Annotated in this window: 23 protein-coding genes; 12 read left to right on the top strand and 11 right to left on the bottom strand. The window is 66.6% G+C overall.

All coding sequences use genetic code 11. From position 1 onward, the window contains the following. The first annotated feature begins 116 nt into the window (after positions 1-116). The gene (locus C0J29_RS15030) at positions 117-533 is read left to right on the top strand and encodes a CBS domain-containing protein (protein WP_065049475.1); all 417 of its coding nucleotides are present in this window, start codon (positions 117-119) and stop codon (positions 531-533) included. On the opposite strand, the gene C0J29_RS15025 is transcribed toward C0J29_RS15030, so the two are convergent. From C0J29_RS15025 to C0J29_RS15015, 3 genes are all read right to left on the bottom strand, one after another. Further along, entirely contained in the window at positions 530-1798 is a 1269-nt protein-coding gene (locus C0J29_RS15025; protein ID WP_120792808.1) for an amidohydrolase family protein, read from the bottom strand. The genes C0J29_RS15030 and C0J29_RS15025 overlap by 4 nt on opposite strands. An 83-nt stretch (positions 1799-1881) precedes the next feature. Beyond that, entirely contained in the window at positions 1882-2655 is a 774-nt protein-coding gene (locus tag C0J29_RS15020) for a class II aldolase/adducin family protein (protein ID WP_120792807.1), read from the bottom strand. Beyond that, a complete protein-coding gene (locus tag C0J29_RS15015) occupies positions 2652-4259 on the bottom strand; it encodes a class I adenylate-forming enzyme family protein (RefSeq protein WP_120792806.1) in 1608 nt (535 codons plus the stop codon). Before C0J29_RS15015 ends, C0J29_RS15020 begins: the two co-directional genes overlap by 4 nt. A 170-nt stretch (positions 4260-4429) precedes the next feature. Here C0J29_RS15015 and C0J29_RS15010 point away from each other — a divergent pair, with 170 nt between their 5' ends. Both C0J29_RS15010 and C0J29_RS15005 read left to right on the top strand, forming a co-directional pair. Beyond that, the gene (locus C0J29_RS15010; protein WP_120792805.1) at positions 4430-5320 is read left to right on the top strand and encodes a M48 family metallopeptidase; all 891 of its coding nucleotides are present in this window, start codon (positions 4430-4432) and stop codon (positions 5318-5320) included. A gap of 12 nt (positions 5321-5332) precedes the next feature. Continuing rightward, on the top strand, positions 5333-5581 hold the full coding sequence (locus C0J29_RS15005) for a hypothetical protein (RefSeq protein WP_156297494.1): 249 nt from the start codon (positions 5333-5335) through the stop codon (positions 5579-5581). Here the strand turns inward: C0J29_RS15005 and C0J29_RS15000 are convergent. After that, positions 5536-8118, bottom strand: a complete 2583-nt coding sequence (locus tag C0J29_RS15000) for an FHA domain-containing protein (RefSeq protein WP_120792804.1) — start codon at positions 8116-8118, stop codon at positions 5536-5538. The genes C0J29_RS15005 and C0J29_RS15000 overlap by 46 nt on opposite strands. 188 nt (positions 8119-8306) lie before the next feature. On the opposite strand from C0J29_RS15000, the gene C0J29_RS14995 reads away from it, so the two are divergent. Beyond that, positions 8307-9614, top strand: a complete 1308-nt coding sequence (locus C0J29_RS14995) for a DUF1254 domain-containing protein (RefSeq protein WP_120792803.1) — start codon at positions 8307-8309, stop codon at positions 9612-9614. 44 nt (positions 9615-9658) lie between these two features. Beyond that, positions 9659-9967 (top strand): hypothetical protein, encoded by a 309-nt coding sequence (locus C0J29_RS14990; protein WP_371872397.1) that lies wholly within the window; start codon positions 9659-9661, stop codon positions 9965-9967. 3 nt (positions 9968-9970) lie between these two features. Here the strand turns inward: C0J29_RS14990 and C0J29_RS14985 are convergent, their stop codons facing one another. Further along, entirely contained in the window at positions 9971-11359 is a 1389-nt protein-coding gene (locus tag C0J29_RS14985) for a serine/threonine-protein kinase (protein WP_065049459.1), read from the bottom strand. Positions 11360-11461: 102 nt separating this feature from the next. Between C0J29_RS14985 and C0J29_RS14980 the strand changes: the two genes are divergently transcribed. From C0J29_RS14980 to uppS, 4 genes are all read left to right on the top strand, one after another. Beyond that, positions 11462-11662: a hypothetical protein gene (locus C0J29_RS14980; protein ID WP_065049457.1), complete on the top strand. Its 201-nt coding sequence runs from the start codon at positions 11462-11464 to the stop codon at positions 11660-11662. Positions 11663-11884: 222 nt separating this feature from the next. Beyond that, positions 11885-12049: a hypothetical protein gene (locus C0J29_RS32845; RefSeq protein WP_162951475.1), complete on the top strand. Its 165-nt coding sequence runs from the start codon at positions 11885-11887 to the stop codon at positions 12047-12049. Positions 12050-12120: 71 nt separating this feature from the next. Continuing rightward, the gene (locus C0J29_RS14975) at positions 12121-13695 is read left to right on the top strand and encodes an MFS transporter (RefSeq protein ID WP_120792801.1); all 1575 of its coding nucleotides are present in this window, start codon (positions 12121-12123) and stop codon (positions 13693-13695) included. Between the two features lie 60 nt (positions 13696-13755). Beyond that, positions 13756-14496, top strand: a complete 741-nt coding sequence (gene uppS, locus C0J29_RS14970; RefSeq protein ID WP_065049453.1) for a polyprenyl diphosphate synthase — start codon at positions 13756-13758, stop codon at positions 14494-14496. An 11-nt stretch (positions 14497-14507) separates the two neighbouring features. On the opposite strand, the gene C0J29_RS14965 is transcribed toward uppS, so the two are convergent. The 5 genes from C0J29_RS14965 to C0J29_RS14945 all read right to left on the bottom strand — a co-directional run bounded on the left by C0J29_RS14965 (position 14508) and on the right by C0J29_RS14945 (position 20618). Beyond that, the gene (locus tag C0J29_RS14965; RefSeq protein ID WP_242460440.1) at positions 14508-15539 is read right to left on the bottom strand and encodes a polyprenyl synthetase family protein; all 1032 of its coding nucleotides are present in this window, start codon (positions 15537-15539) and stop codon (positions 14508-14510) included. A gap of 171 nt (positions 15540-15710) precedes the next feature. Beyond that, positions 15711-17909, bottom strand: a complete 2199-nt coding sequence (locus C0J29_RS14960) for a molybdopterin-dependent oxidoreductase (RefSeq protein ID WP_120792800.1) — start codon at positions 17907-17909, stop codon at positions 15711-15713. Positions 17910-17977: 68 nt separating this feature from the next. Next, positions 17978-18484 (bottom strand): isoprenylcysteine carboxyl methyltransferase family protein, encoded by a 507-nt coding sequence (locus C0J29_RS14955; RefSeq protein WP_120792799.1) that lies wholly within the window; start codon positions 18482-18484, stop codon positions 17978-17980. Positions 18485-18494: 10 nt separating this feature from the next. Beyond that, a complete protein-coding gene (locus tag C0J29_RS14950; RefSeq protein WP_120792798.1) occupies positions 18495-19601 on the bottom strand; it encodes a type III polyketide synthase in 1107 nt (368 codons plus the stop codon). Positions 19602-19778: 177 nt separating this feature from the next. Continuing rightward, a complete protein-coding gene (locus C0J29_RS14945; protein ID WP_065049449.1) occupies positions 19779-20618 on the bottom strand; it encodes an SDR family oxidoreductase in 840 nt (279 codons plus the stop codon). A gap of 286 nt (positions 20619-20904) precedes the next feature. On the opposite strand from C0J29_RS14945, the gene C0J29_RS14940 reads away from it, so the two are divergent. Together C0J29_RS14940 and C0J29_RS14935 are read left to right on the top strand one after the other, a co-directional pair. Further along, entirely contained in the window at positions 20905-22002 is a 1098-nt protein-coding gene (locus C0J29_RS14940) for a ferredoxin reductase (protein ID WP_065049447.1), read from the top strand. 15 nt (positions 22003-22017) lie between these two features. Continuing rightward, positions 22018-23421 (top strand): fatty acid desaturase family protein, encoded by a 1404-nt coding sequence (locus tag C0J29_RS14935; protein ID WP_120792797.1) that lies wholly within the window; start codon positions 22018-22020, stop codon positions 23419-23421. Positions 23422-23424: 3 nt separating this feature from the next. Here the strand turns inward: C0J29_RS14935 and C0J29_RS14930 are convergent, their stop codons facing one another. Beyond that, positions 23425-25044 carry an arylsulfatase gene (locus C0J29_RS14930; protein WP_120794741.1) on the bottom strand — a complete coding sequence of 540 codons (1620 nt, stop codon included), beginning with the start codon at positions 25042-25044 and terminating at the stop codon, positions 23425-23427. 37 nt (positions 25045-25081) lie between these two features. On the opposite strand from C0J29_RS14930, the gene C0J29_RS14925 reads away from it, so the two are divergent. Next, the gene (locus C0J29_RS14925; protein WP_371872395.1) at positions 25082-25918 is read left to right on the top strand and encodes an SDR family NAD(P)-dependent oxidoreductase; all 837 of its coding nucleotides are present in this window, start codon (positions 25082-25084) and stop codon (positions 25916-25918) included. Positions 25919-25932 lie beyond the last annotated feature (14 nt).

Raw genomic sequence — 25932 nt, 5'->3', positions numbered from 1 at the left:
CATTCACAGATAATCGTCGGCGGGCGCGGACGGGTCGGGCACCGACAACCAAGGGCACCAGTTTTAGGGACTGAAGTCACTAGAGACGGGCAGCGTGCCCTGACGAACATGGTGGCGTGACTGCCTTCTCTTCCGTTGGGAACTTACCGATTTCCACTGTGACCGGCGACCCCGTGGCGCGGGTGGCGGCCGACGCGAGCCTCGCCGACGCCGCGCGCGCTCTGGTGTCCGAGAACGTCGGTGCGATGGTCGTCGGCGACGAGGACAATCCGGGCGCCCTGGTGAGCGAACGTGACATCGTGCGCGCGGTGGCCGGCGGGATGGACCCCGAGTCCGTCCGGGCCATCGACGTCGCCAGCACCAAGTTGGTGTGGTGTGACGCCGACGCCACCATCGACGAAGTCGCGACCCGGATGATGGACCGCTACATCCGCCACATCCTGGTCGAACGCGACGGCGCGCTGGTGGGCATCGTCTCGGCCCGCGACGTTCTCGGCGTCTACTGCTCGGAAGCCGAACTCGACTTCAGTTAGAACGCGTCGGGATCCCGCTGCACGTCAGCGGGCACCGGGTGCTGGTAGAGCCGGGACGCGTTCTCCCAGGTGATTTTCCGGATCACGTCGTCCGGCAGTCCGCCGATCTCCTCGTGGATGGTCTGCTGGGTGTGCGGCCACGTCGAATCACAGTGCGGGTAGTCGGCTTCCAGCATGATGTTGTCCACGCCGATGCGTTCGTACTGCACGAACGACGATTTGTCCTCTACGGCGCAGAACCAGAAGTTGCGCTTGAAAACCTCTGCAGGGGTGAGTGATTCACCGAGTGCACGCCAGGTTCCGTACATCTCGTGATAGCTCAGCATATGATCCAGCCGGTCCAGTAGCCCTGCCACCCAACCGATCCCGCCTTCCGACAGGCAGATCTTGAGGCCGGGGAATCTGCTGGGCAGCCCCGAGTACAGCCAGTCCACGGCGGCCGAGATCGCGTAGGCGAAGAACAGCACACCGGGCACGTCGGGCGGCGCGTCGGGGGTCGTCGAGGGTGACGAGCCCGAGGAACCGATGTGCAGATTCACCACCGTGCCGGTCTCGGCGCACGCCGCCATCATCGGCTCCCAGTGGCCCGAGTGGATGCTCGGAAATCCCAGCATTGCCGGGTTTTCGCTGAATGTCATGGCGTGGAACCCGCGTTCGGCGTTCTCGTAGATCATCTTGGCGCCCAGCTCGGGATCCAGCAGCCAGGGCAACTGACAGGGGATGATCCGGCCCGGATAGGGCCCCGCCCACGCTTCCAGATGCCAGTCGTTCCACGCCCGCACCGAAGCCAGCGCCAGCTCCCGGTCCTTGGTCACCTGCTGTAGCCGCTGGCCGGCAAAGCCCGGCAGGAACGACGGGAAGTTCAGCGAGGAAAAGATGCCGTTGAGGTCCATGTCCTTGACCCGCGCGTGGATATCCCAGGCGCCCCTGCGCATTTCGTCGAATCGGACCGGTTCGAACCCGTACTCCGACACCGGCCGGCCCACCACGGCGTTGAAGCCGACATTGGGCAGCACCTGGCCGTCGTACACCCAGGTCTGTCCGCCTTCCGGGGTGTCCACCACGGTGGGCGCCCGGTCGGCGAACTTCCGCGGCAGGCGACCGGTGAAGGTGTCCGGGGGTTCGACGATGTGGTCGTCCACCGAGATGACGGTGTAGCGGCGGTCCGCTCGGGGGGGATCCGGTAACAGCGTGACCGTGCGCTGCTCACCGGTCTTGGCGGTGGTGAAGTTCAGGTCGGCGGCCAACTCGTCAATCGATTTCACACCGGTCTCCTTTCATCGCCGAGCAGTCGCAAACTCGCACGATATCCGGGCGATTTGTGCGATTTCGCGTCTGCTCGCGGGGATCAGGTGAGCACATCGGGATCGGCTTTGATCGTCATCCGCGCCGCACCCGCCCAGTAGACGTCCGCGGCGCGCTCGATCAGCGAGGCGCGCATGCCCACCATGTCCGACCACTTCATCTGCGACGGCGCGATGCCGGTCAGCAGGACGTCGTAGGCCATCCGGCACACCCGTTCGATGGACGCGGCCCGGTACACGGCCTCGGGCAGGTTGCGGCCGGTGGCGATGACGCCGTGGTTGGCCAGCACCGTCAGGTTGGCGCTGCCGATGTGGGCCACCAGATCTGCTGCGCGAGAGGGGGTATCGATCTCGCCGTCGTAGGCTTCGATGAAGCACATGTCGTCCAGGAACAGTGATCCGGTTTGATGCACCAGCTCGGGCAGCCGGCCCAGCGCCGCCAGCACGCACACGTAGTAGGGGTGGTTGTGGATGACCACCCGGGCGTCCTCGCGGACGCGGTGCAGTTCGGTGTGAATGTGGATGGCCGGGGTGACATCCCACCGACCGCGCACCACACGGGCATCGGCGTCCACCTCGCAGATATCGGACGCGATGAGTTCCTGCCACCACAACCCCCACGGATTGACCAGCATGTCGGTCTGGCCGTCACGCTGCCAGGTGATGTGTCCGGCCATGTTCTCGGCGAAGCCGATCGAGGCGAGATGGCGGAATGCCAGCGCGAGCGCCTGCTCGTCGGACAGGTCCACCCCGATCGGCGGCACCACCGACGGCGCCCACACCTCCAGCCCGCCACGCCGTCCCTGGGGAGAGTTCATAACCCGGCCTCCATCCTGGCTCGAAGATTCTGGCGGAGCTCACCTTTGGCGACCTTGCCACCCGACGAACGGGGCAGCTCGTCGACCACGATGAGCCGCTCGGGCAGTAGTTCCTTGGAAATCCCCAGCGCCAGAAGATGATCGACGAGTTCCGGCAGCTCAAGGGTGTGCGAGTCGACGAGTTCGGCGTAGAGGCAGACCTTTTCGCCGAATACCGGATCGGGCATCGCCACCGCGGCTGCCAGCGCCAGCGCGGGATGCGTCATGGCGGAGTCTTCGACCTGCGCGGCGCTGATGTTCTTGCCGCCCCGCACGATGAAGTCGGACGTGCGCCCGGTGACGCTGAGATAGCCGTCCGCGTCAATCTCGCAGATGTCACCCATCCGCATCCACCCGTCGCGGGTGAACAACCGGTCGTGGTCGATCCCGCCCAGATAGCCGAGGCTGGTGGCCGGACCGCGGCAGGCGGGCTGGCCGCGCCCGGTCCCGGTGACGTCGCGGTCGCCGTCGTAGAGCCGGACGTTCATCTCCGGGACGATCCGGCCACCGGTACGCAGCCGGTGGTGCAGCGAGTCCTCGAGGGTGGTGGCACTGAGCAACCCGGTTTCGTTGGACCCGTAGAACTGCAGGATCTTGGCTCCGGTGAGTTCCTCGAAAGCCGCGGCCGGCCGGTACGGCAGCGCCTCGCCGCCGGTGAACACCACCCGCAGCGAACTCAGGTCACACTCGCGCACCATCGGGTCGGCCATCAGCATCGTCAATTGCGTACTGACACAACACAATACGGTGACCTTGTGCCGTACGATCGCCGCACACGCCGCCGCGGTGGAGAACCGGCGCAGCAGCACCGTGGTGGCGCCCAGGTAGATCGGGGTGGTGTGACTGGTCCACAGCCCGAACCCGAACGGCATCGGTATGACCGGCAGAAAGACGTCGTCAGGGGTCAAAAGCCCGTTGGCGACGGCCTTCTGGTGAAAATAGTGCCACCGATTCTGGGTGTGCACGACGCACTTGGGCAGGCCCGTGGTCCCGGACGTGGAGTTGATCAGGAAGACGTCGTCGGGTCCGAGTGGTGACTCGACGCCCGGCGCCGTGGCCGGCACGTCGACGTCGAGCCGCAGCGCGGCACCGGCACGATTGAGTACCAGCACCGGAACCGGGAGCTTTGCCTCCGCGGCGACCGTGCGGCGTTGCTGATCGCTGATCAGGACCCGGGGTTCGGTGACCCCCAGCAGGTGGGCGACCTCGCGGGTGCCGGCGCGGGCGCCGATGCCGACGACGACGGCGCCGCAGCGCTCGACGGCGACGAACAGCACATGGATGGCGGCAGTGTCGCCGTGCCACACCGCAACCCGGTCACCGCGGCCGATCCCGTATCCGGCCAGCTGTCCGGCCAGCGCGGTCGCCGCGGCATCGAACTCCCGCCACGTCAGGGCGCCGTCGGGATGGTCGATATAGGCGGCCCGGTCCGGTGACTGTGCCGCATTGCGGCGAACGGCGTCGGACAGTGTCGAGTCCGTCCACCAGCCGGCGGCGCGGAACGCCGCCGCATCCCCGGCCGTGAATGCCGGCGACCGCGTGATGCTCAGCGCGCCGGCGGTCATTACCGAATGATAGGAAAGCCCACAGTGAGGCAGGTCACCGGCCGCCGGGTGCACGCCCCGCTGACCAGCACTCCAAGAATCTCCCAAGAACCTTCCAAGAGCCGGCACGGAACCTGATATCGCCCGAAATCCGCCGGGCACAGACCGATGTCAGGAGTCCAGGGACCGTCATGGCCATTGTCGATTCACCGACCCACTACCACCCGCACCCGCCGACCGGCTTCCGCGAGCAACCCCGGCGCCACCCCTGGGAGATCGGGCTGCTTGTTCTGGTCATCGCGTCCAGCGTCGTGCTGTACCTGATCGCCTGCGCGGTGGTGCTGTCCGGCAAGGTCAGCCTGTTGTGGCTGTCGGTGCTGGCCACGCCGGTGCTGCTGTTCCTCGGCCGCGGGCTGAACTACGGCCGCCAGCGCACCAACGGCGTCAAGATGTCTCCGACCCAATTTCCCGAGGGCTATTGGCTGGTCGTCGAGGCGGCGCAGCGTTTCGGGCTCGCCGAGGTGCCGGACGCGTACGTCGTGCTGGGCAACGGGCAGATCAACGCCTTCGCCAGCGGCCACGGGTACCGCCGCTACGTCGTGGTCTACAGCGACCTGTTCGAAATCGGTGGCCAGGCGCGCGACCCCGAGGCGCTGGCCTTCGTCATCGGCCACGAGGTCGGCCACATCGCGGCCGGTCACGCCTCCTACTGGCGTCAGCTCAGCCAGCTGGCCATGAAGATTCCGTTCCTGGGGCAGGCGCTGTCCCGGTCGATGGAGTACACCGCCGACAACTACGGCTACGCGTTCCGCCCGGAGGGCGCCCGCCGCGCGATCGGCGTGCTGAGCGCCGGCAAGTACCTGCTGCGCTGGGTCGATTTCGACGGCATGGCCGATCGGGCCGGTGCCGAAACCGGATTCTTCGTGTGGCTGGCCAACGCCCTGGCGTCTCACCCGGTGAACACGTGGCGCGCATCGGCCCTGCGCAACCGCGCCGTCGCGGGCGCGCTGTTCTTCCGGCCCCGGCAGCCGGTGGCGGCCCCGCAGTGGCCCGCACCCGCTCCCGCCCCCTGGCCCAGGTGAGTGCGCGCGGCGATGAAGACCAAGGTCGTCGTCCTGCTGACCGGCTGGGCCGTCGCGGTGGTGCTGCTACTGCACTACGTGATGCTCAGCCGGGCCGGCCTTCCGGTCGACTGGATGCTCTACCTCGGACTGCCGGTCACCGCGGCCGGCGTGCTGTTCGCGCTGATGCTGGCCAACGTGGGCGCCGGATGGGAGACCAAGACGGTCAGCGTCGGTCAGCCGCTCTTCAGACGGATCTTCCAGCGCACAAAGCCGAGATAGAAGATGCTCAGCACCACCAGCATCGCCATGTCGAAGGTCCACGCCCCGGCCGTGTGTTTCCAGTGCGAGTCTTTGGGGACCTGTGGAACCGGACAGAGTCTGGTCAGGTCGATCGTCGACGCCGACGTCGCGAAGCCCCATCGCGCCGGGGTGACCCACGACATCTGATCCAACCCGAGACGGTTGGTGACCGGGATCATGCCGCCGGAGAACACCAGCTGCGACATGACGGCCACCACCAGCAGCGGCATGATCTGCTCGCTGGTCTTGGCCAGCGACGACAGCACCAGCCCGAGCATGGCCGAGGCGACGGTCGTCGCCGCGATGTCGGCGTACAGCTCGAGCGCCGGGCTGCCCAGCACGACGGCGCTGGCCTTCGGGCCGGGCTTGCCGACTAGCGCGATCACGGTCACGATCGCCGACTGGATGAGCGCCAGGATGGTGTAGACGCACACCTTGGCCAGCAGGTATGCGGTGGTGGACAACCCCACCGCCTGTTCTCGCAGGAAGATCGCCCGCTCACCGATGAGGTCGCGGATGGTCAGCGCCGTCCCCATGAAGACCGCGCCGACGTTGAGCAGCACCAGGATCTGGGCCGGCTCGGTGGGCGCGTCACTGGTCAGCGGCGGGGCGTTGAACCCGACGTCGCCGGGCACCGACATGGACAGCGAACCCATGATGAACGGCAGTATCGCCAGGAAGATGAAATAGCCGCGGTCGGAGATGATCAGCCGCAACTGGCGTCGGGCGATCGTGGAGAACTGCCGGACCAGGCTGGTATGCGCCGCTTCGCCGAGCTCGGCGGGTTTCTCCGTCGGCGGTACCGGCGGCGGCGGCCCGGTCTGCGCCAGATAGCGGGCCTTGGCGCCGTCCGGGTCCTCGGCCACCGAGCTGAAGATGTCGGCCCAGTTGGTGGTTCCCATCGACGGGCCGATCTGGTTGGGCGGCCCACAGAACGCCGTCTTGCCGCCGGGCGCCAGCAGCAGCACCTGGTCACACACATCGAGATAGGTCAGCGAGTGCGTGACGACCAGCACCACACGCCCGGCGTCGGCCAGCTGCCGCAGCATGGTCATGACCTGGCGGTCCAGCGCCGGGTCCAGACCGGAGGTGGGCTCGTCCAGGATCAGCAGCGACGGCCCGGTGAGCAACTCCAGCGCCACCGAGGCGCGCTTGCGCTGACCACCCGACAGCTTGTCGACGCGCGTGTCGAGGTGCTTGGTCATCTCGAGTTCCTCGAGGACCCGGGCGACCACCTGCTCGCGGTCGTCCTTGGTGGTGTCGGGCGGCAGCCGCAGTTCGGCGGCGTACATCAGCGCCTGCCGTACCGTCAGCTGGCCGTGCACCACGTCGTCCTGCGGGACCATGCCGATCCTGCTGCGCAGCGAGGCGTACTCGGCGTGCACGTTGTGTCCCTCGAACGACACCGTGCCGCTGGTCGGCTGGGTGTATCCGGCGACCAGTTTGGCGAAGGTCGACTTACCCGCGCCCGACGGACCGATGACCGCGGTGAGCATGCCCGGCCGCGCGGTGATCGAGATGTTGTCCAGCAGCGTCTTGTTGCCCTCGATCGTCCAGGTCACCCCGCGGACGTCCAGACCACCGGTCCGGGTTTCCAGCAGGCTCTCTTCGCGACGTGACAGCGCACCGTTGGCGAAGACGAGGTCGATGTTGCCGATCGTGACCACGTCGCCGTCGCGCAGGATCGCCGATTCGACGCGGGTGCCGTTGACGAACGTGCCGTTGATGCTGCGGTTGTCCCGGATCTCGGTGCCGCCCGGCGACGGGATCAGGGTGGCGTGGTGGCGGGAGGCCAGCACTTCGGGGATGACGATGTCGTTGTCGTCGGCGCGACCGATCTTGACCGCACCCGGCGGGACGTCCCCAGCCTTCCCCGGCCGCAGGATCTTCATCATCGAGGTCCGGCCGCCCGACTGCGCCGTGGGACCGATCACCGGAGGCGGCTGCTGCTGCGCGGAGGACCGGTAGATCTGTGGCGACGGCTGCTGCATCGGCTGGGGACCCGACGGATACCGCGGCTGCGGGCCCGACTGCTGGCCCGGCGGGGCCGCGGGCATCCGCGCGGTCGACGGATGTTGTTGCGGCGGGACGCCCCAGTTGCCGCCGGTCGGTGGTTGCCCGCCCTGGGCGGGGATGGGTCCACTGGGCCGGGACGGAATCGACATTGCGGTGGTCGCCGGTGGGCGCCCGACCGAGCCCTGATTACGCCGGCCGACTTCGAAGTCGAGCGCCGGTCCGTCCGGGTTGCCGATGTTGACGCGCTGACCGTCCTGGATGTCGACGACCGGCACCCGGCGGTTGTTGACGTACAACCCGTTGAGGCTGCCGTTGTCGATGGCAACCCATCGACCCTGGTCGAAGCGCAGCAAGAGGTGCACGCGCGATATCAGGGGGTGCGCCACGCGGACGTCGGCGCGCAGATCGCGCCCGATCACCACGTCGTGGCCTGCTGCAAAGGTGCGTTCGGCTCCGTCATACCGCACGGTCAGCACCGGTGGGGCGGCTGTTTGGGTCATCGCAACCAACTTTATCGGCAGGGACGCCAACTAAAGAAGCCAGACGTCGTTTGTAACCGGGGTAGGTAACCGGGCGGGGCCCGGTCAGCCGCGCGCGGTGGCCCCCGAAGCCGCTGCGAACGCTGACATTTCGATCCGTTGAGCCCTATCCTTCAAGCCTCTGGCGTATCGGGCCCCAAGGAGAGAACTTGACCACCTTATCCGACGATCTGCGCACGTTGAGCTACGAAGCGTTCGTGTATTTCTACCCGCTGGTCACCATGGACGTGACCCGCTTGCAGGCGTTCAATTCGGCGCCCGGCTCGCGCCCCGGTTTCGGGCCGCCCAACCAGTTCTCCCACCTGCGGGAGTTCCCGCCGGCGGAGTTCCGTTCGGTGGTGCGGCCGAACTTCGACACCCTCTACTCGATCGCGTGGCTCGATCTGCGCAACGGCCCGGTCCGTCTGCACGCCGACGACACCGACGATCGCTTCTACATGCTGCCGATGCTGGACATGTGGTCGGATGTGTTCGCCAACCCCGGCAAACGAACCACCGGTACCGGAGCGCTGGACCTGGTGATCACCGGTCCGGATTACCGCGGGGACCTCCCCGCGTCGGCGACGGTCGTGGAAGCGCCGACCCCCTACGTCTGGCTGATCGGCCGGACCCAGACCAACGGGCCTGACGACTACCCGGCGGTACATAAGGTGCAGGACGGCTACCGGATCACCGAGCTCGGGCCGAAGGCTGAAGTCGAGCCCGACCTGGGCCACGACGTGACCACCGAACCGCTCAAGGTCGTCAACGGCATGACCGCCATCGACTATCTGACCTATGCCGTCGAGCTGCTGCGGGTCAACCCACCCCATGCGACCGACTTCTCCATCCTTTCCCGCCTGGCTCTGCTCGGCATCGAGCGGGGCAAGCCGTTCGACGCGAGCCGGTTCAGCGCGGACCAGGTCGCGCAGATCCAGCAGGGCAAAGACGATGCCCTCGCCGACATGCTGGCGGCCGGACCGAGGCTCGCGACCAGCGTCAACGGCTGGGTCAATCTCAGCGAGGGCATGGGGGTCTACGGCAACAACTACTTCCGTCGCGCGGTGGTGGCCTTGATCGGTCTGGGTGCCAACCCTCCCGAAGACGCGGTGTATCCGCTGCTGGCGTCCGACGCCGACGGGAATGCGGTCAGCGGCGACAACGACTACGTCGTTCATTTCGATGCGGACAAATTGCCGCCCGTGGACGCGTTCTGGTCGATCACCATGTACGACGCGGACGGATTCCAGGTCGCCAACGATCTGAACCGGTTCGCGATCGGCGACCGAGATCGACTGCACTACAACGACGACGGCTCGCTCGATATCTACATCCAGCACGAGGACCCCGGCCCGGAACGCCGGAACAACTGGCTACCCGCTCCCCGCGGCCCGGTCGGAGTGACGATGCGGCTCTACGCGCCCCGGCCTGAGGTCATCACCGGCGGCTGGTCGGCGCCGCCGGTTCGCCGGGTCTGATGCACCGCGCGAATATGATGAACGACCACCGGAAGGAGATCTGCATGGCTTCCTGGAAGCGGCCCGCAGGTGCGTTCGCCATCGCGGCGCTCGCCCTCACCGGCGCGCCCGAGATGTTCGACATCGGCCGCCCGCCCGGCAAGACGATGGCCGACGTGTGCGTCAACGCAGGGCGCCGCATTTCGGTCAGCGGCTGCACCAATATCGCCGACGCCGTCGCCCCCTATGCGCCGCCCCCGACGGACTATGCGCCGTTGCCGGAGGACTACCCGCCGCCCCCGCCGCCGCCGCCGCCGAACATCAACGTCTGCGCGAATGTGGGTCGGCGCGTCACCATCAGCGGGTGCGTTTAGCCGCTAGGGCCTGCCGTTGCCGCGGCGGATTTCCTGCAGGCACTGCAGCCGGGTCTGCCCGGTCTGCTCCATGCAGACCCGGACCGGTGTCTCCTGCTCGGTGGGCGGCGGGCTCTCGTTCGGTTCCAGGGTGGCGCTGACCGTCGGGCTGGCCGCGGTGCCTTCGGTCAGAGACCAGATGCTGGTGTTGGTTCCGGCGATCGTCGAGCAGTAGGCGGTCGCTCCGGTCTTGGTGGTACCCAGGCTGCCGAGCGGAAAGCAGTCCGCTCCGATGGCGACGACGGGGATCTCGGGCGCCGATGTCGTTGGCGGCGTGGCGCCGGCCCCGGTGGTCGAGGCCGGCTGCGCACTGGTCGCGGGCGGTTGCGGAGCGGGCGTCGCGTGCTCCTCCTTGTCGGCGCGCAGATACTCCCGAAGCCCGAACACCACCGCGACGACCAGCAGGACGGCGAGCAACGCCGGCACCAGGACGGCGGGCCGCATCAGCGAACGTCGCGGCGCTGAGGCGGCCACCGCCGGCAGGGACAGGCTGGTCTCGTCGGGATCTCCGGCGCCGCCCAGGTTGTGGCTCAGGGCCCGCGCGAAATCGATGCACCGCAGGTAGCGATCCTTGGGGTCTTTGGCCAGTGCCTTGGCGAAGACCGGATCCAGATTCGACAGTTCCGGGCTGCGCTCGCTGATGGCCGGCGGCGAAGCGCTCAGGTGCTGGCTGATCACCACCGCGGGATTGGTGTGCTGAAACGGCGGCGCACCGGTGAGCAGCTGGTATGCCGACGCGGCAAGCGCGTACTGGTCCGCTCTCCCGTCGAGGTCGTTGCCCATCAGCTGTTCCGGCGCCGCGTAGGCCACGGTGCCCACCGTCATGTTGGTCGCGGTCAGTCCCGTCGATTCGCCTACCAGACCGGCGATGCCGAAGTCGGCCAACAGAATTCGCCGGTCCGGCGAATCGGGCTGGGCGATCAGGATGTTCGCCGGCTTGACGTCGCGGTGCAGCAGCTTGTTCAGGTGGGCATAGTCGAGCGCTTCGGCGACCGCGGTGACGATGTCGACGACTTCCGCGCCGGGCATGCCGTTGGGGTACCGCTCCTCCAACAACTCCCCCGCGTCGGTGCCGTCGACGTAGTCCATGTCGATCCACAACTGGCCGTCGGACTCGCCGCGGTCATGCACCGCAACGATGTGCGGGTGCCACAGCGTGGCCGCGGTGTCGGCTTCGCGGTGGAACCGCTCCCGATATTCGCTGTCGGCCGACACATCGGCTTTGAGCACCTTCAGCGCGTCCTGGCGCGGCAGTCGGGGGTGCTTGGCCAGATAGACCTCACCCATGCCGCCGGATCCCAGCCGCTTGATGACGGTGTACCCGGCAAACGTCGATCCTTCGTCGAGCGCCATGGCCGCATAGTAGCCCGCAGGACGATTACGGAAACCGACCCTGGGGCTCTGCACCGGCCCAGCCGCCGGTTTCATCGGCCCGCACGGGGTAGTTTGGCGTCCATGTCCGAGCGCGACAACATATTCCCCGACGACGTGCCCATCGCCGACGCCGCTGAACAGCTGCGGCCCACGACGGATTTCCCAGACGATGACGAATACGAGGGCGGCCCCGCCGAGTTGCCGCTCGAGGCGAGCGCTGCGGACTGGCAGGAACAGCAGGAAACGGTGGTGATCGACGACGAGCCGGAGGACTCCGACTGAGTTGCCGTCGCGGTGCGCCGTGCGGGCCGTCAGCTAATGCACGGCTGTGCGGCGAATGTCGTCGACGAAGCTTGCCCAAAGGGTACGGACTGTAAATGGCCCGTCAATCTCTCGTAAATACCGCTCCGCCGACCTCGCGGATGAGGGCGGCAACGGCATAGATTCGAGAAGGCCGGTCGATCAGAGGGGCGCCCGGGCCAGTCCCCACCGTTAGGAGGCGTCATGCCGACAATCGAGACGCGACTCCGCCAGCAGCTACGCAACTACGCAGTCGAGTTGCGTCAAGTGGCCTACACCATGCCCAACGGGGTTGGCGAGCACGATCTACTCCGGTTGTCCGACCAGATGCGCGCCGCGGCCGATCAGGTGATCAGTAGAGGGGCTTAACTGCCCGCGCGGGGGGCCATGTCCTCGATCGCTTGAAGGACTTGAGGTTTCCCCACTAACTTGGCAAATCTATGCGTTTGCCTTTGCGCCACACCGATGTGCGCGTCCGCCCCGCTGTGGCGCTGGCCGTCATGTGCCTGAGCATTTTCATCGCCGGCATCGACATCACGGTCGTCAACGTCGCGCTCCCGTCGCTCGCACGCGACTTGCACGCCGACAACGCTGAGCTGCAGTGGATCGTCGACGCATACTCGCTGACCTCGGCCGGCTTTCTGCTGTCGGCCGGCAACCTGGGAGACCGGTACGGCAGACGCGGGCTGCTGTGCTGGGGGCTGGTGCTGTTCGCCGCGATGTCTGCGCTGTCGGCAACCGCCGGCTCACCGGCAGTGCTCATCGCGGCGCGTGCCGCGATGGGACTCGGTGCGGCCAGCATCTTTCCGACCACGCTGGCACTGATCACCAACATCTTCCGAGACCCGGGTCAGCGCGCCAAGGCGATCGGGGTGTGGTCGGCGATGGGAGGACTCGGAGTCGTCGTCGGGCCGATCGCGGGCGGGTGGCTGGTGCAGCACGTCTCGGTGGGCTCGATCTTCTGGATCAACGTGCCCATCGCCGCAGTCGCCATCGCCGGGACTCTGACGTCGGTGCCCACCTCGCGCGATCCCGCTCCCCCGCCCCTGGATGTCACCGGACTGGTCACCTCATCGCTGGGCGTGGCCACCCTCACCTACACGATCATCGAGGCGCCCAACGTCGGGTGGTCCAGCGCACGGACTTTCGGCGGTTTTGTCGCGGCGGCCCTCCTGCTCGCCGGTTTCATCTGGCGGGAGAGACACACCGCGCAGCCGATGCTGCGTCCGTCGATGTTCGCCGATCGGCGATTTTCGGGCGGCTGCCTGACTGTCTCGGCGGCCTACCTGGCGCTGTTCGGGTTCGTCTTCGTGATGGCGCAGTACCTGCAGTTCATCACCGGCTACTCCCCGTTCCAGGCCGGTGCCCGACTGCTGCCGGTCGCCTTCTCCATCGCCGCCGCCAGCATTTTCGCGCCTCGGATCGACGAACGCCTTGGCACTACCGCGGCCGTGGTGGTCGGGCTGCTGAGCTTCGCCGCTGCGATGGGGTGGTCGGCCACTTTCCAGGCCGACACGCCCTACTGGGCCATCGGATCGGCGATGGCCTTGTTCGGCGGCGGACTCGGACTCACGGTCGCGTGTGCGACCGACTCGATCATGGGCTCTCTGGACGTGGCTGCCGCCGGGGTCGGATCGGCGGTGGCCAGCGCGTCGCGGCAACTCGCCGGCAGCCTCGGCGTCGCAATCGTCGGCAGTGCCTTCGCGTCCGTTTACGCAACCTCGCTGGAAACCAATCCAGCTCTGTCCCAACTGGATCCAGGCCGGCGAGGCACGATGCGCCAGTCCATGGCCGCCGCCGATCAGGTGATCGCCCAACTGCCCGCCGGGCAGGCCGGCAGCGTGCGGCACGCGGTCGAAGCCGCTTTCCTGGATGGCTTGTGGGTGGGTTGCCTGGTGTGCGCCGCCGTCGCGGTGATCGCCGCCGCTGCGGTGGCCGCCGTCCTGCCCCGGCGGGCGTCCAGCCCCGAAGAACCTATTGCACGCCAACAGGTTTCGCCCACCCCGGACGGTTGAACCACAGGCTGTCTGTAACATCGCCCGGAAGATAACGCACCCGATCGGAAAGCCGGGGATATGGAGCAGCCTGACAACCAGCCGACCGGCTTGACGGCCGGACAGCTGCCGCGCACCGTGGCGATCTGTCCCGACGGCAACGCGCGCTGGGCGGCCAAGCGCGGACTTTCCACCATGGAAGGCCACTTCGCCGGCGGGGATGTCGCCTTCCGGCGCGTTCGGGACGCCTGCGAGCTCGGCATCGAGCAGCTCTCGCTGTTTGGTTTCTCGACCGAGAACTGGACTCGATCGGCGAGTGAAATCGCCGGTCTGATGGATGTTTTCGCCGCGACGTTCGATCGCGGCATCGTCGCACTGGCCCCACTCGGGATCCGCCTGAAGGTGGTGGGGTCGCGGAGCGGCCTGCCGCAGTCGGTGCTCGACGCGGTTGATCGCGCGGAGGAGGCCACGTCGAAGAACGATCGGATGGATCTGTTCGTCGCCATCAACTACGGCGGTCGGCAGGAAATGCTGGACGCCGCGCAGCGCTACAGCGGCGGGGGCGAGGACGCTTTTCGGCAGCTGCTCTACGCGCCGGGGATGCGCGACCCCGATCTGATCATCCGCACCGGCGGCGACCGCCGGCTGTCCAACGGCTTCCTCTGGCAGTCGGCCTACTCAGAACTGCTCTTCGTCGACGAGCCGTGGCCCGACTTCAGCCGGGAGCGCTTCGAGTCGGCGCTGGCAGAGTTCGGGCAGCGGGTGCGCACGTTGGGCAGCTCACACCGGCAGCTACCCGCACAGACCCCGAACAGTCTGTGACAGTTGACCTTTCAGCACACCCGCGCCGTGACCAACTCGGCCAGCGCCCGCAGTTCAGCCAGACCTACCGGATCCGGTTCGGCGGTCGCCAGTAGCGCCAGCGCCGCCGAGCAGTGCCGCGCGGCCTCATTCTCCGCCCAGGCCCGGCCGCCGGCGCGTTCCACCAGATCGGCCGCCAGCGCCAGCTCACGCTCGCCCAGGACGGTGCCGCTGCGATACAGCGTCGCCAATTCCGCGCCGGCCGCCGTGCCCGAGGACAGGGCGGCAACCACCGGGAAGGACTTCTTTCTCGACTTCAGGTCGGAGGCAACGGGTTTGCCGGTCAGCGATTCGTGTCCCCAGATGCCGAGCACATCGTCGACCAGTTGAAACGCGACGCCCAGGTGACGCCCGAAATCCCGATAAACGTTCGCCAGACACAGATCCTGCGTCACTGACAGCGCGCCGAGCTGGCATGCCACGCCCAGCAGTGCGCCGGTCTTCTTCTCGGCCATGCCGAGGCATTCCGGCAACGTCACGGCGGCACGGTTTTCGAAGGTCAGGTCGTCAGACTGGCCGGCACACAACTCGAGCATGCTCGCCCGCAGCGCCGCGCCGGCCGGTCCGTCGTTGACGAGATCGACCGCCAGCACGAACAGCGCGTCGCCGGTCAGCAGCGCGCGGGAGACGCCGAACGCGGTCCACGCGGTAGGACGGTGTCGCCGGGTCAGGTCGCCGTCCATGATGTCGTCGTGCAGCAGCGAGAAGTTGTGCACCAACTCCACCGCGGCCGCGGCGCCGGCTGCGGCTTCCACGGGTCCGCCCGCCGCACGCGCGCAGGCGAACGCCAGGGCCGGCCGCAACGACTTGCCGCCGCCGCCGGAGATTTCGTCACCGCCGGCGTTGCGCCATCCGAAGTGAAAATCCGCGACTTCGCGAAGTTCACCTGGAAGGGTTGCCAGCACATCGCGAAGCGCCGGTTCCACGAGCCGGCGGGCATCGCTGAGGATTTCTTCGATATCCGCGCTGCCGCAGCCAAGAGTCAGATCGATCGTGTCGCTCACCGTGTCTCCAATCCACGCCTACCGAGATCGCTGCGCGGTCAAGCCCGATTGGCCGGTGCAGGACTAAGACTGGCGGGAAGCTATCAGATCCGCGTCGGTCAGCGCGGAATATTGACGAAACCGTAACCGCGGAAAAGTCCGCTGCGGCCGAGGTTGTCGCGGACATCGAACTCAGCTGACCGTGACCGGTATTCCGTTGAGAACGCCATTGCCCGACGGCTCGTCGATCAACCTCGGCGGTGACAGCACATTGGTGTTGGCGCCGGGGGCGCCGTTGGCCACCGACAACCGGGTCCCGGGCTTGTCGTGACCCCAGCCATGCGGCATCGAGACCACACCCGGTCTGATCGCCTCGGTGATCTCGACGGGCACCTTGATCTCGCCGGACTCCGACTTCACCGTGACGATGTCGTCGTCGGTGACGCGGCAACGGGCCGCGTCCGCGGGGTGCATCAGCAAGGTGCAGCGATCCCTGCCTTTCATCAGCGCGGGCACGTTGTGCAGCCAGGAGTTGTTCGACCGCAGGTGCCGGCGGTTGACCAGGACCAGCGGTTCGGCCGGGCGTTCCAGCCGGGCGGCCAGTCGCGAGAGGTCGTCGAGCAGGTACTGCGGGGCCAGCCGGATCTTCTTGTCCGCGGTGCCGAGAATGCCGGGCAGCTGCGGCACCATCGGCCCGAAGTCGATTCCGTTCGGGTTGGCCTTGAGCAGGTCCAGGGTGAGGCCACCGGGGTTGTCACCGTAGCGATCACCGAAGGGTCCGGTGCGCAGGGTCAGGTCGAGCATCCGCTCCGGGCCGCCGTGCCGGTAGTCCTGACGGAGGACGGCGCCGTCGAGGCCCTGAGTGAATGCGAGGTAGTCGAAGAAGCCGTCGTCGATCGCGGCGACGTCGACATCCTCTGCGGGCGTGCCGGTGCACAATCCGGTGAGGCGGATCAAAATCTCCCATTCGTGTGGCCGCTCACCCGGGCCGAACACCGGTGCGGAGTAGTTGGCGAAGCTGCGAATCGCGAACTGCAGCACCAGGTCATCGTGGTGCGGCTGCTCGAGGGGCGACAGACCGGGCAGGATCACATCGGCGTGGCGCGTGGTCTCGTTGAGCCAATTGTCAACGGAGATCATCGCTTCCAGCATCGGCAGCGCCTCGTCAAGCTTGTCGCCGCCGGGCGAGGAGAGCACCGGGTTGCCGGCAATCGTGATCAGCGCCTTGAGCTGCCCCTCCCCCGGAGTCGCTATCTCTTCGACCATGCAGGAGACCGGAACCTGGCCGAGCACTTCCTTGGCGCCCCGCACCCGCGTCTGCCAACGGCCGAACTCCGGCGCGCCGTCCTCCAGGCCGGGCAGCGGCTGCGTGGTGATCGACCAGGCCGCCGGCCGCGGGAACATCGCGCCACCGGGAGTGTCGAAATGCCCGATCAGGATGTTGACGACGTCGACCAGCCAGCTGGCCAGGCTGCCGAATTCCTGATTGCACAGGCCGATGCGGCCGTAGACCACCGATCTTTCGGTGCCGGCCAATTCGCGGGCCAGCGCTCGAATGCGTTCTTCGTCGATGCCCGTGACGGCACTCACCCGGCTCGGCGGCCATTCCGCCGCGACGCGGCGCATCGTGTCCACGCCAGTCACGTGCGGTCCGGGCGCCACCAGGTCTTCGGCGAACAGGGTGTGGGTCACCGCCAGCAGCAACGCCGCGTCGGTGCCGGGCACGATCGGCAGCCACTCATCGGCATGGTCGGCGGTACGGGTGCGCACCGGGTCGATCACGATCACCTTGCCGCGCTTACAAATCGCGTCGATGAGCCCCATCACGTTCGGCGCCGCCAGCAGGGAGCCCTGTGATGCCGCTGGGTTGGCGCCCATGATCACCAGCAGGTCGGTGCGTTCGATATCGGGCACCGGGAAGTCCCACCAGCCGCCGTACATCAGGTGCGACGACAGATTCTTCGGCCACTGGTCGACCGTGCCGGGCGAATAGGTGACCGGTATGCCCGACATGCCCAGTAGCACGCCCGCATAACGGGCCAGCGAGAACGAATGGGCCAGTGGGTTGCCGGTGTAGGCCGTGACGGCGCCGATTCCGTACTGTTCGATCACCGGCGTCAGCAGTTCGGTACAGCGCCGGAACGCCGCGTCCCAGCTGACCTCCTGCCACTGCCCCTCGACCTTGATCAGTGGTTGCCGAATGCGGTCCGGGTCGTCGTGCAAAACTCCGAGGGCGGCGCCCTTGGGACAGATGTGCCCGTGGCTCCAGACGTCGTCGCGATTGCCGCGAATGCCGGCGACTCTGCCGTCCTGGACCTGAATCACCAAGCCGCACATGGCTTCACACAGCGGGCAGGTATGCAGGTAGCTGCCGTCTACGGGGCTGGTCACTCCATCACTGTATTACGCTACTGCTGGTATCAAAAGGGCTATAAAGGGCTGTAAAGTGCCAGGACGCGTTAGGCGTAGCCCAGGGCGGTGTTCTCGGCGCGAATCCGGACTCTGAGCACCGCGGCATTGGCGATGGTGAACACGATGGCGGTCAAGTAGGCCGAATGCACCAGCGGCAGCGCCGCCACCTCCGCCGCGACGGCGGTGTAGTTCGGGTGGCGAACCCATCGGTACATCCCGCCGGTCACCAGCGGCGCCCCGGGGACCACGGTTAGGCGTGGGTTCCAGTGTCTGCCGAGCGTCGCCACGCAGCGCCAGCGGACGACGGTGCTGAGCCCCACGACCGCGACCATGGGCCAGCCGAGCCATGCGATGAAGGGGCGATGCAGTGCCGCGACTTCGACCAGGCACGCGAGCAGCAGCAGCGCGTGCATGCCGACCATCACCGGGTAATGACCGCGGCCGAACTCCCTGCCGCCCTGGGCCGTTGACCATGCCGCGTTGCGGCGGGCGACCACGAGCTCGACCAGCCGTTCCAGGCCGACCGCGAGGATGAACGAGTAATACCAGTACATGAGTCCGCCCTCACCAGCGCAGCAGCAGCAGTTCGAAGCTGAAGCCGGGACCCATCGCCATCATGACGCCGTAGGAGCCCTCGGAGGGTGGCTGGACGACCGTCCGGCGCAGCACATCGAGGACCGACGCCGAGGAGATGTTGCCGTTCTCCCGCATCGAGTTCCGGCTGTGCGCCACGGCCGCCGGTGGCAGCCCCAGTGCCTCTTCGATGGAGTCGAGCACCTTGGGACCGCCGGGGTGGCACACCCATGCCGCGATGTCGGCGATGGACAAACCGTTCTCGGCGAGAAAGTCGTCGACCTCCCCGCGCAGGTAGTGGTCGGCCATTTGCGGGACCTCGCGGCCCATCACCAGTCCGAAGCCGTTGGAGCTGATATCCCAACCCATCACCCCGATGGTGTCCGGAATCACCCGGCTGCGCGTTGCCACGATCTGCGGATCGCGAATTGTGTTGCTGCCGCTGGTAGTACGTTCAGCCCCGGTGGCGACGACCGCCGCAGCACCGTCTCCGAACAAGCACACTCCGATCAGCGCGGGGATGGAGACGTCGTCGCGCTGCAGCGTCAGTGAACACAGCTCCACCGACAACAAGACCGCCACGTCGCCGGGAAAGCCGCGGAGGTAGTCGTGCAAGCGAGCCATTCCCGCCGCACCCGCCACGCAACCCAGCCCGAACAACGGAATTCGTTTGACATCGGGGCGCAGTCCCACCCGCGGAATCAGACGCGCATCGAGTGTCGGTACCGCCATCCCGGTACTGGAGACCACGATGATCGCGTCCACTTCGTGCGGTTCGATATCGGCTGTGGCCAGGGCCGAAAGTATCGCTCGCTCACCGATGTCCGTGGCTACCTCGATGTAGGCGTTGTTGGCTTCGGTGAAACCGCTGAGCTCCGGGTAACGGGACAGCGGCAGGGCAAGATTGCGCTCGTCGACTCCGGCCGTACGGGCGAATCGCATGAATTCCGGACCGGTCACCCGGGTGAGTTCTCGTGCGACTTCATCCTGATTGTGCCGGTGCGGCGGGAATGCCGTTGCGATACCGGCGATTCGAGGTGATCCTCGGTGATACCGTTCGGCCTTATCGGTTGATGTGGAATACGTTGTTACGGTCATAGCAAGGGCACGACCGGCGATGGTTGATTAGTTCATCGAATTGCCGTTACCTGAAACACATTTCGTTACGTTCGAATACACATGGGATTGGCAGACTTCTCCGAGGGCATTCACAGCGATCTGCGCTATAGCGTGGCACGACCGAAAAACGTTGTATTGCATTACCGTTCGCCGTGATCAGCGGACGGTGCCGCGCACCCGCTCTTCGTAGGCGGACCGCGTTACGGCATCCAGTGTCTGCAACACCCGCTTGCGGGTGAGGCGCCCGCGCACCGTTGCGACCAGCCGGTCTGGCATGGTGGCGGCAACGGTCTCGTAGACGCGCATCCAGCCGGGCACCGAGACGATGGCACGCCGGTGGCCGCACGATTGCACCACCGCGTCCGCGATGTCTTCCGGGTCGACGGTGGGCAGCACCCCACCGAGCTTGACCCCTGCGGTCAGTTCAGTGCGCACGGCGCAGGGCAGTACGACCGATACGCTGACTCCGGACCCGGCGATCTCGTCCCGCAGCGCTTCACTGAAGCCGACGACCGCGTGCTTGCTGGCGCAGTAGGTGGCCAATCCGGCTGCAGGGACCTCGCCCAGATAAGAACTGATGTTCACGATGTGGCCGCTGCCGCGGGCCAGCATGCCGGGCAGTGCGAGTTTGGTGCCGATCAGCACTCCCCGGGTATTGATGTCGAGGATCGCGTCGGTGATCGTGTCGTCCTCGTCGGCGAATCGGCCGGCCGGCATGATGCCCGCATTGTTGACCAACACCGCCAGGGGCGCGCCGGCCGCGTCAACGGTGTCGAGGAACGCGGCGAAGGATTGCCGGGAGCGGACGTCCAGACCCGTACCGTGCCCTCCGATCCCGGCGGCGGCCGCGGCGGCCAGGTCGGCGTCGAGGTCACCGATGAAGACGCGCGAGCCGGCTCGGGCAAACGCTTGTGCGGTGGCCAGCCCGATGCCGCGGGCGCCGCCGGTGATCGCCACCGCGGCATCCTCGAGCCGGATCGGGTTGCTCGTGCGCATTCGCTACTTGTATCGGTCGATCGTGAAGGTCACGGCGCGACACGCGGACGGGGCGCCGAAGAGATCACCGCAGAGTTCACCGCCGGCCTCGTTTGGCCGGGCGACGTTTAAACCCGACGAGGGGGGTAATGCTGATCACAGGTGTGGCTGTCGCGTGCCAACCGAGCTTCTTCTAGTGAACATGCGTTCGCCATTTGGACAATCAGTTACGGCCGTTTACTTGTTGCACAGCTGCATATCTAGCTGAGAATGTTTATTTGAGTGTACACGTGTGTACTGTTAAACCATGGCCGAACGCGGTGCGCAGCCTCAAGTCCCCCGTGGTCGCAGGTTGTTCCTGCGAGCGATACGCAATCTATTTAAGCCGTTGGAACCCGACGACTACCTCGAGATGATCAACCCACTCTGGACGACGAAAGAGTTGCGGGGGAAAGTCGAGCGGGTCGAGCAGCAGGGCTCGGAAGCGGCCAGTATTTTGATCCGGCCGGGGTACGAGTGGCCGGGGCACAAGCCCGGCCAATATGTCCGGCTGGGTCTAGTGATCGACGGCGTGTACCACTGGCGCGCGTACTCCCTGACCTCGGACCCGGAGCCAGCCGACGGCCTGATCAGCGTCACGCCAAAGAAGGTGGACAGCGGCGTGGTATCGCCGTACCTGGTAGAGAAGATTCAGCCCGGGGAGTTGGTTCGGCTCGGTGAGATCGAAGGTGTATTCACCCTTCCGGACCCATTACCGACCAAGATGCTCTTCATCAGCGCCGGCAGCGGCATCACGCCGATCATGAGCATGCTGCGCAGCCTCGACAGTCGCGACGAGATGCAGGACGTGCTCCACATTCACTCAGCCCGGACACGCGAGCAGGTCATGTTCTTGGACGTCCTCGAAGAACTGGACAAACGTCACGCCGGGATGACGCTCGACGTGCGCCTGACGGGAGACCGCGGCCGGCTCAAGCCGAGCGACCTCGATGAGGTGTGCCCGGATTGGCGCGAACGTGAAGCGTTCTGCTCGGGCCCGGAGGAAATGCTCGATGCGCTGATCGAACACTGGGAGAACAACGGCGATCCGGATCGCCTGCACTACGAACGCTTTCAGCCGAAGATCGGTGGTGACGCCGGGGCCGGAGAAGGTGGTGAAGTCTGCTTCCTCAAGAGCGACAAGACCACCGAATGCGACGGCGGCACATCCATTCTGGAGGCCGGCGAGAATGCCGGGCTGGAACTAGCCTTCGGATGCCGGATCGGCATCTGCCACACCTGCGTAGGAACGCTCAAATCAGGCAAATTGCGTGACCTGCGCTCTGGTGACGTCATAGAACCCACTGGGCAGGAAGTCCGGATCTGCATCAACAGCGCCGAAGGCGACGTCGAACTCGAACTTTAACCGAAAGGAACCACAGTGACTTCTACTTTGCAGCGCTCTGAAAGCCCATTCGCCCACCTGACCGAACAGGAGCGCGAAAAAATTGGGAAAGAGCTTGACGCCATTCACGACGAGGTGTTCGCCGACCTCGGCGAGCGGGACCGCCACTACATCAAAGCGGTTATTGCGGCACAGCGACAGATCGTGGTGGTCGGCCGGGTCCTGCTGCTTGCCTCACGATCGAGGACATCGTGGGTACTCGGCACCGCATGCCTTGGTATGGCCAAGATCCTGGAGAACATGGAGATCGGCCACAATGTGATGCACGGTCAGTGGGATTGGATGAACGATCCCGACATCCATTCCTCCAAGTGGGATTGGGACACCGCCTCAACCGCCGAGTCATGGAAGCATTCGCACAACTTCATCCATCACACCTACACGAACATCCGGGGCAAGGATAAGGATCTCGGCTACGAGATCATGCGGATCGATCCGAATCAGACATGGCACCCACGGTATCTCGGACAGTTCTTTTACAACGCCTTGCTGACGGTTCTGTTCGAGTGGGGTGTGGCCGTGCACGATATGGACATCGATGCCATTCGGGCCCGTGAGAAGCCGTGGTCGGAGGTCCGCAAGGACCTCAAAGGCATTGGCGTCAAGGCGCGTTCGCAGATCATCAAGGACTACATCGGGTGGCCGCTGATCAGTGCCGGCGCGTTCACGCTAGTGCAACTGGCATCGGGCGGACGCCTCGAACAGCCGGCAAAATCCCGCCTCGGCCGGCGGCTTCGCAGGATCTCGGACAAGGGCCGAATCGGAGCGACGGCAACGTTTTTCGATAAGACATTGTCCGGCGCGGAAAGCACCTATCTGCGGACCTTGGCCGCCGACGCGCTGGCAAATGTCATCCGCAATGTGTGGGCGCACGCCATCATCTTCTGCGGGCACTTCCCCGACCAGACCTACACCTTCAGCCAGGAGGAGGTCGAGGATGAAACCCGCGGAGAGTGGTATCTGCGTCAGTTGGTCGGGGCCGCCAACATCGACGGCAGCCCGCTGTTCCATGTGATCAGCGGCAATCTTGGTTATCAGGTGGAGCATCACCTGTACCCCGATATGCCGGCCAGCCGGTACTCCGAGATCGCGCCGAAGATCAAGGACATCTGCGAACGCTATGAGCTGCCCTACAACACCGGACGATTCTCGAAGCAGTGGTTCATGGTGCACCGCACCATCTTTCGGTTGGCTTTCCCTGGCGGGAAGCCGCGGCCGAAGCCGGGCCCGTACCGTGGCGAGAACCGGTCCGACCCTGAAACCCGGTCTAGCGAGGCAGCGAAATACCGCGAGCGGGTGCCGGCCGAACACCCTGACGCCGGCCCCGAGCACGAATCCAGCGGTGTGGAGGTCCAGCCGCCGCCACGCGGAAAAGACTGAGGCTCAGCCGAACAGCGACGGGTCGGCGTCGAACACCGAGATCGGCTCGACGATCACACCGTTGTCCTCGACGTAGCGATCCCACAGCTCGATCAGTTCGGCGAGCTTCTCGGGGTGGGCGGCGGCCAGATCGTCGATCTCGCCGGGATCGGCGGACAGGTCATAGAGTTGCCAGGTGCCGGTGCCGTGCGGCGCCGGCAGATGCAGGGCCTTCCAGTCGCCCTGCCGAATTGCGCGGCGGCCGAACAGCTCCCACCCGGTGCCGGTCTCGGCGTCGTGCACGCCGTCGGCGCCGGACAGGTACGCCACCATTGAGCGGCCGCGCATCGGCTCCACCTCGCGACCGCGCCAGCTGGTACCCGGGTGCTCGACGCCGGCCAGCTCCAGCACGGTGGGCGCGATGTCCATGGCCGTGGTGAAGGCGGTGCCGATTTCGCCTTGCCGCTCGAAGCCCGGCCAGGTGGCGAAGCCGACCACCCGGATCCCGCCTTCGGTGGTGAACGCCTTGTGCAGCCGCGAGGGCGCGGTGGCGGCTTGTGCCCAGCGGGGGCCATACCAGACGTAGGAGCTGGGGCGGCCGAGGTTGTCCAGGCTGTTATCGTAGTACTTCTCGATCTGTGCGGCGATCTGCGGGCCGCGCAGCGGCATCGCCTCCACGATCGCACCCTCAGCGCCGTTGTCCGACAGGAAGATCACCACGGTGTCGTCCAGCTCGCCGGTCTCGGCAAGGTAGTCGATGACCCGGCCGATGTTCCAGTCCATCCGGTCCACCATCCCGGCATAGACCTCCATGGTGCGCGCCGAACGTGCCCGTTCCTCGTCGGTCATGTCGTCCCACTCCGGGGCGCCGTCGGCCACCACCGGATGCGGCTGCACATCGGGTGGGCACAGCCCCAGCCGCTTCAGCGCGTCCAGCCGCTCCTCGCGCAGCACGTCCGGTCCGGCGTCGTAGCGACCGCAGTAGGCCGCGACGGATTCGTCGGGTGCCTGCAGCGGCCAGTGTGGCGCCTGGAACGGCAGATAGGCGAAGAAGGGTCGCTCGTCATCGGCGGAGCGTTCGCGCAGGAAACGCAGCAAGGTGTCGGTGTAGTGGTCCGAGGAGTAGAAGTCCTCACCGACGGTGACGAAGTGGTCGTCCTCGGTGTAAAGCGTTGGAATTGACAGTAATTCGGGCCCTCCGCTGCCCCCGACGGGGCCGTAGTGGCTGGCCCCGGCCGGCAGCAGGGCGAATGAGCGGTCGAAACCGCGGGCCCACGGCGATCTTTCGATGGTGGCGCCCAGATGCCATTTGCCCGACATCAGCGTCAGATACCCGGCCTCCCGCAACAATTCCGGCAACGCGACCACCCGGTCGTTCAAGTAGCCTTCGTAGCCCGGCGCACCCTGGAAGCCGGGGACGGCCACCTCCAGCATGGTGCCGATGCCCGCGACGTGGTGGTCGGTTCCGGTGAGCAGCATCGCCCGGGTGGGCGAGCAGGCCGGTGCCGAGTGGAAGTCGGTGAACCGGATGCCCTGATAGGCCAGCCGGTCCAGATTGGGGGTTTTGATCTCACCGCCGAAGGCGCCGATATCCGAGTAGCCGAGATCATCGGCAACAATCACCAGAAAGTTGGGTCGGGTCACCTGGAGCATCCTGTCAGCTTCGGCCCAAGATATGACCATGGCGTACGCAGATGGGTTGTTGGCCGGCCACGTCGCGGTGGTCACCGGTGGAGCCGGCGGGATCGGTGCGGCGACATCGCGGCTCTTCGCCCAGCACGGCGCCCGGGTGATCATCGCGGACATCGACGCCGAACGCGCGCACCGGACTGCCGATGAGATCGCCTCGTCCGGCGCGGCGGCGCAGGCGATGGTCGCCGACGTGCGGGAGGCCGACCAGGTCGGCGCGCTCGCGGATAGCGTCCGGGCGGCGTACGGCCGCCTCGACGTGCTGGTGAACAACGTCGGGCACTGGGTGCGGCACCCGGGCAGCTTCGCCGACACCGACCCCGGCCTGTGGGACGAGCTGTACCGGGTGAACCTGCACCACGTCTTCCTCGTCACCCGGGCTTTCCTGCCCATGATGGTCGAGCGGCGGGCCGGAGCGATCGTCAACGTCTCCTCCGTCGAGGGGCTGCGCGGCTACCCCGAGGACCCGGTCTACGCCGCCTTCAAGGCGGCCGTCATCCACTTCACCCGCAGCCTGGCGGTGCAGGTGGGCAAGGACGGGATCAGGGTCAACGCGATCGGTCCGGACGTCACCGAATCCCGGCAGGTGCCCTACTCGCAGTGGCTCTCCCCCGAGGAACAGAGCCAGTGGCCGCAGTGGGTTCCGGTCGGGCGGATGGGCCTGCCGGAGGACCAGGCCCGCGTCATCCTGTTCCTGGCGTCGGACCTCTCGGCATTCGTCACCGGCCACACCATCCCGACCGACGGCGGAACCGGTGCAGCGGGCGGGTGGTTCCGTTCATCGCGGCGCGCCGGGCGGGATTGGACGAATCGGCCTGTGGACCCCTAGCCGGGCCCATAGCT

It is taken from the genome of Mycobacterium paragordonae (genome assembly GCF_003614435.1).
In the GTDB taxonomy this organism is placed as follows: Bacteria; Actinomycetota; Actinomycetes; order Mycobacteriales; family Mycobacteriaceae; genus Mycobacterium; species Mycobacterium paragordonae.
Note: the sequence above shows the minus strand (reverse complement) of the source record. Positions and strands in the feature narration are given on the sequence as shown.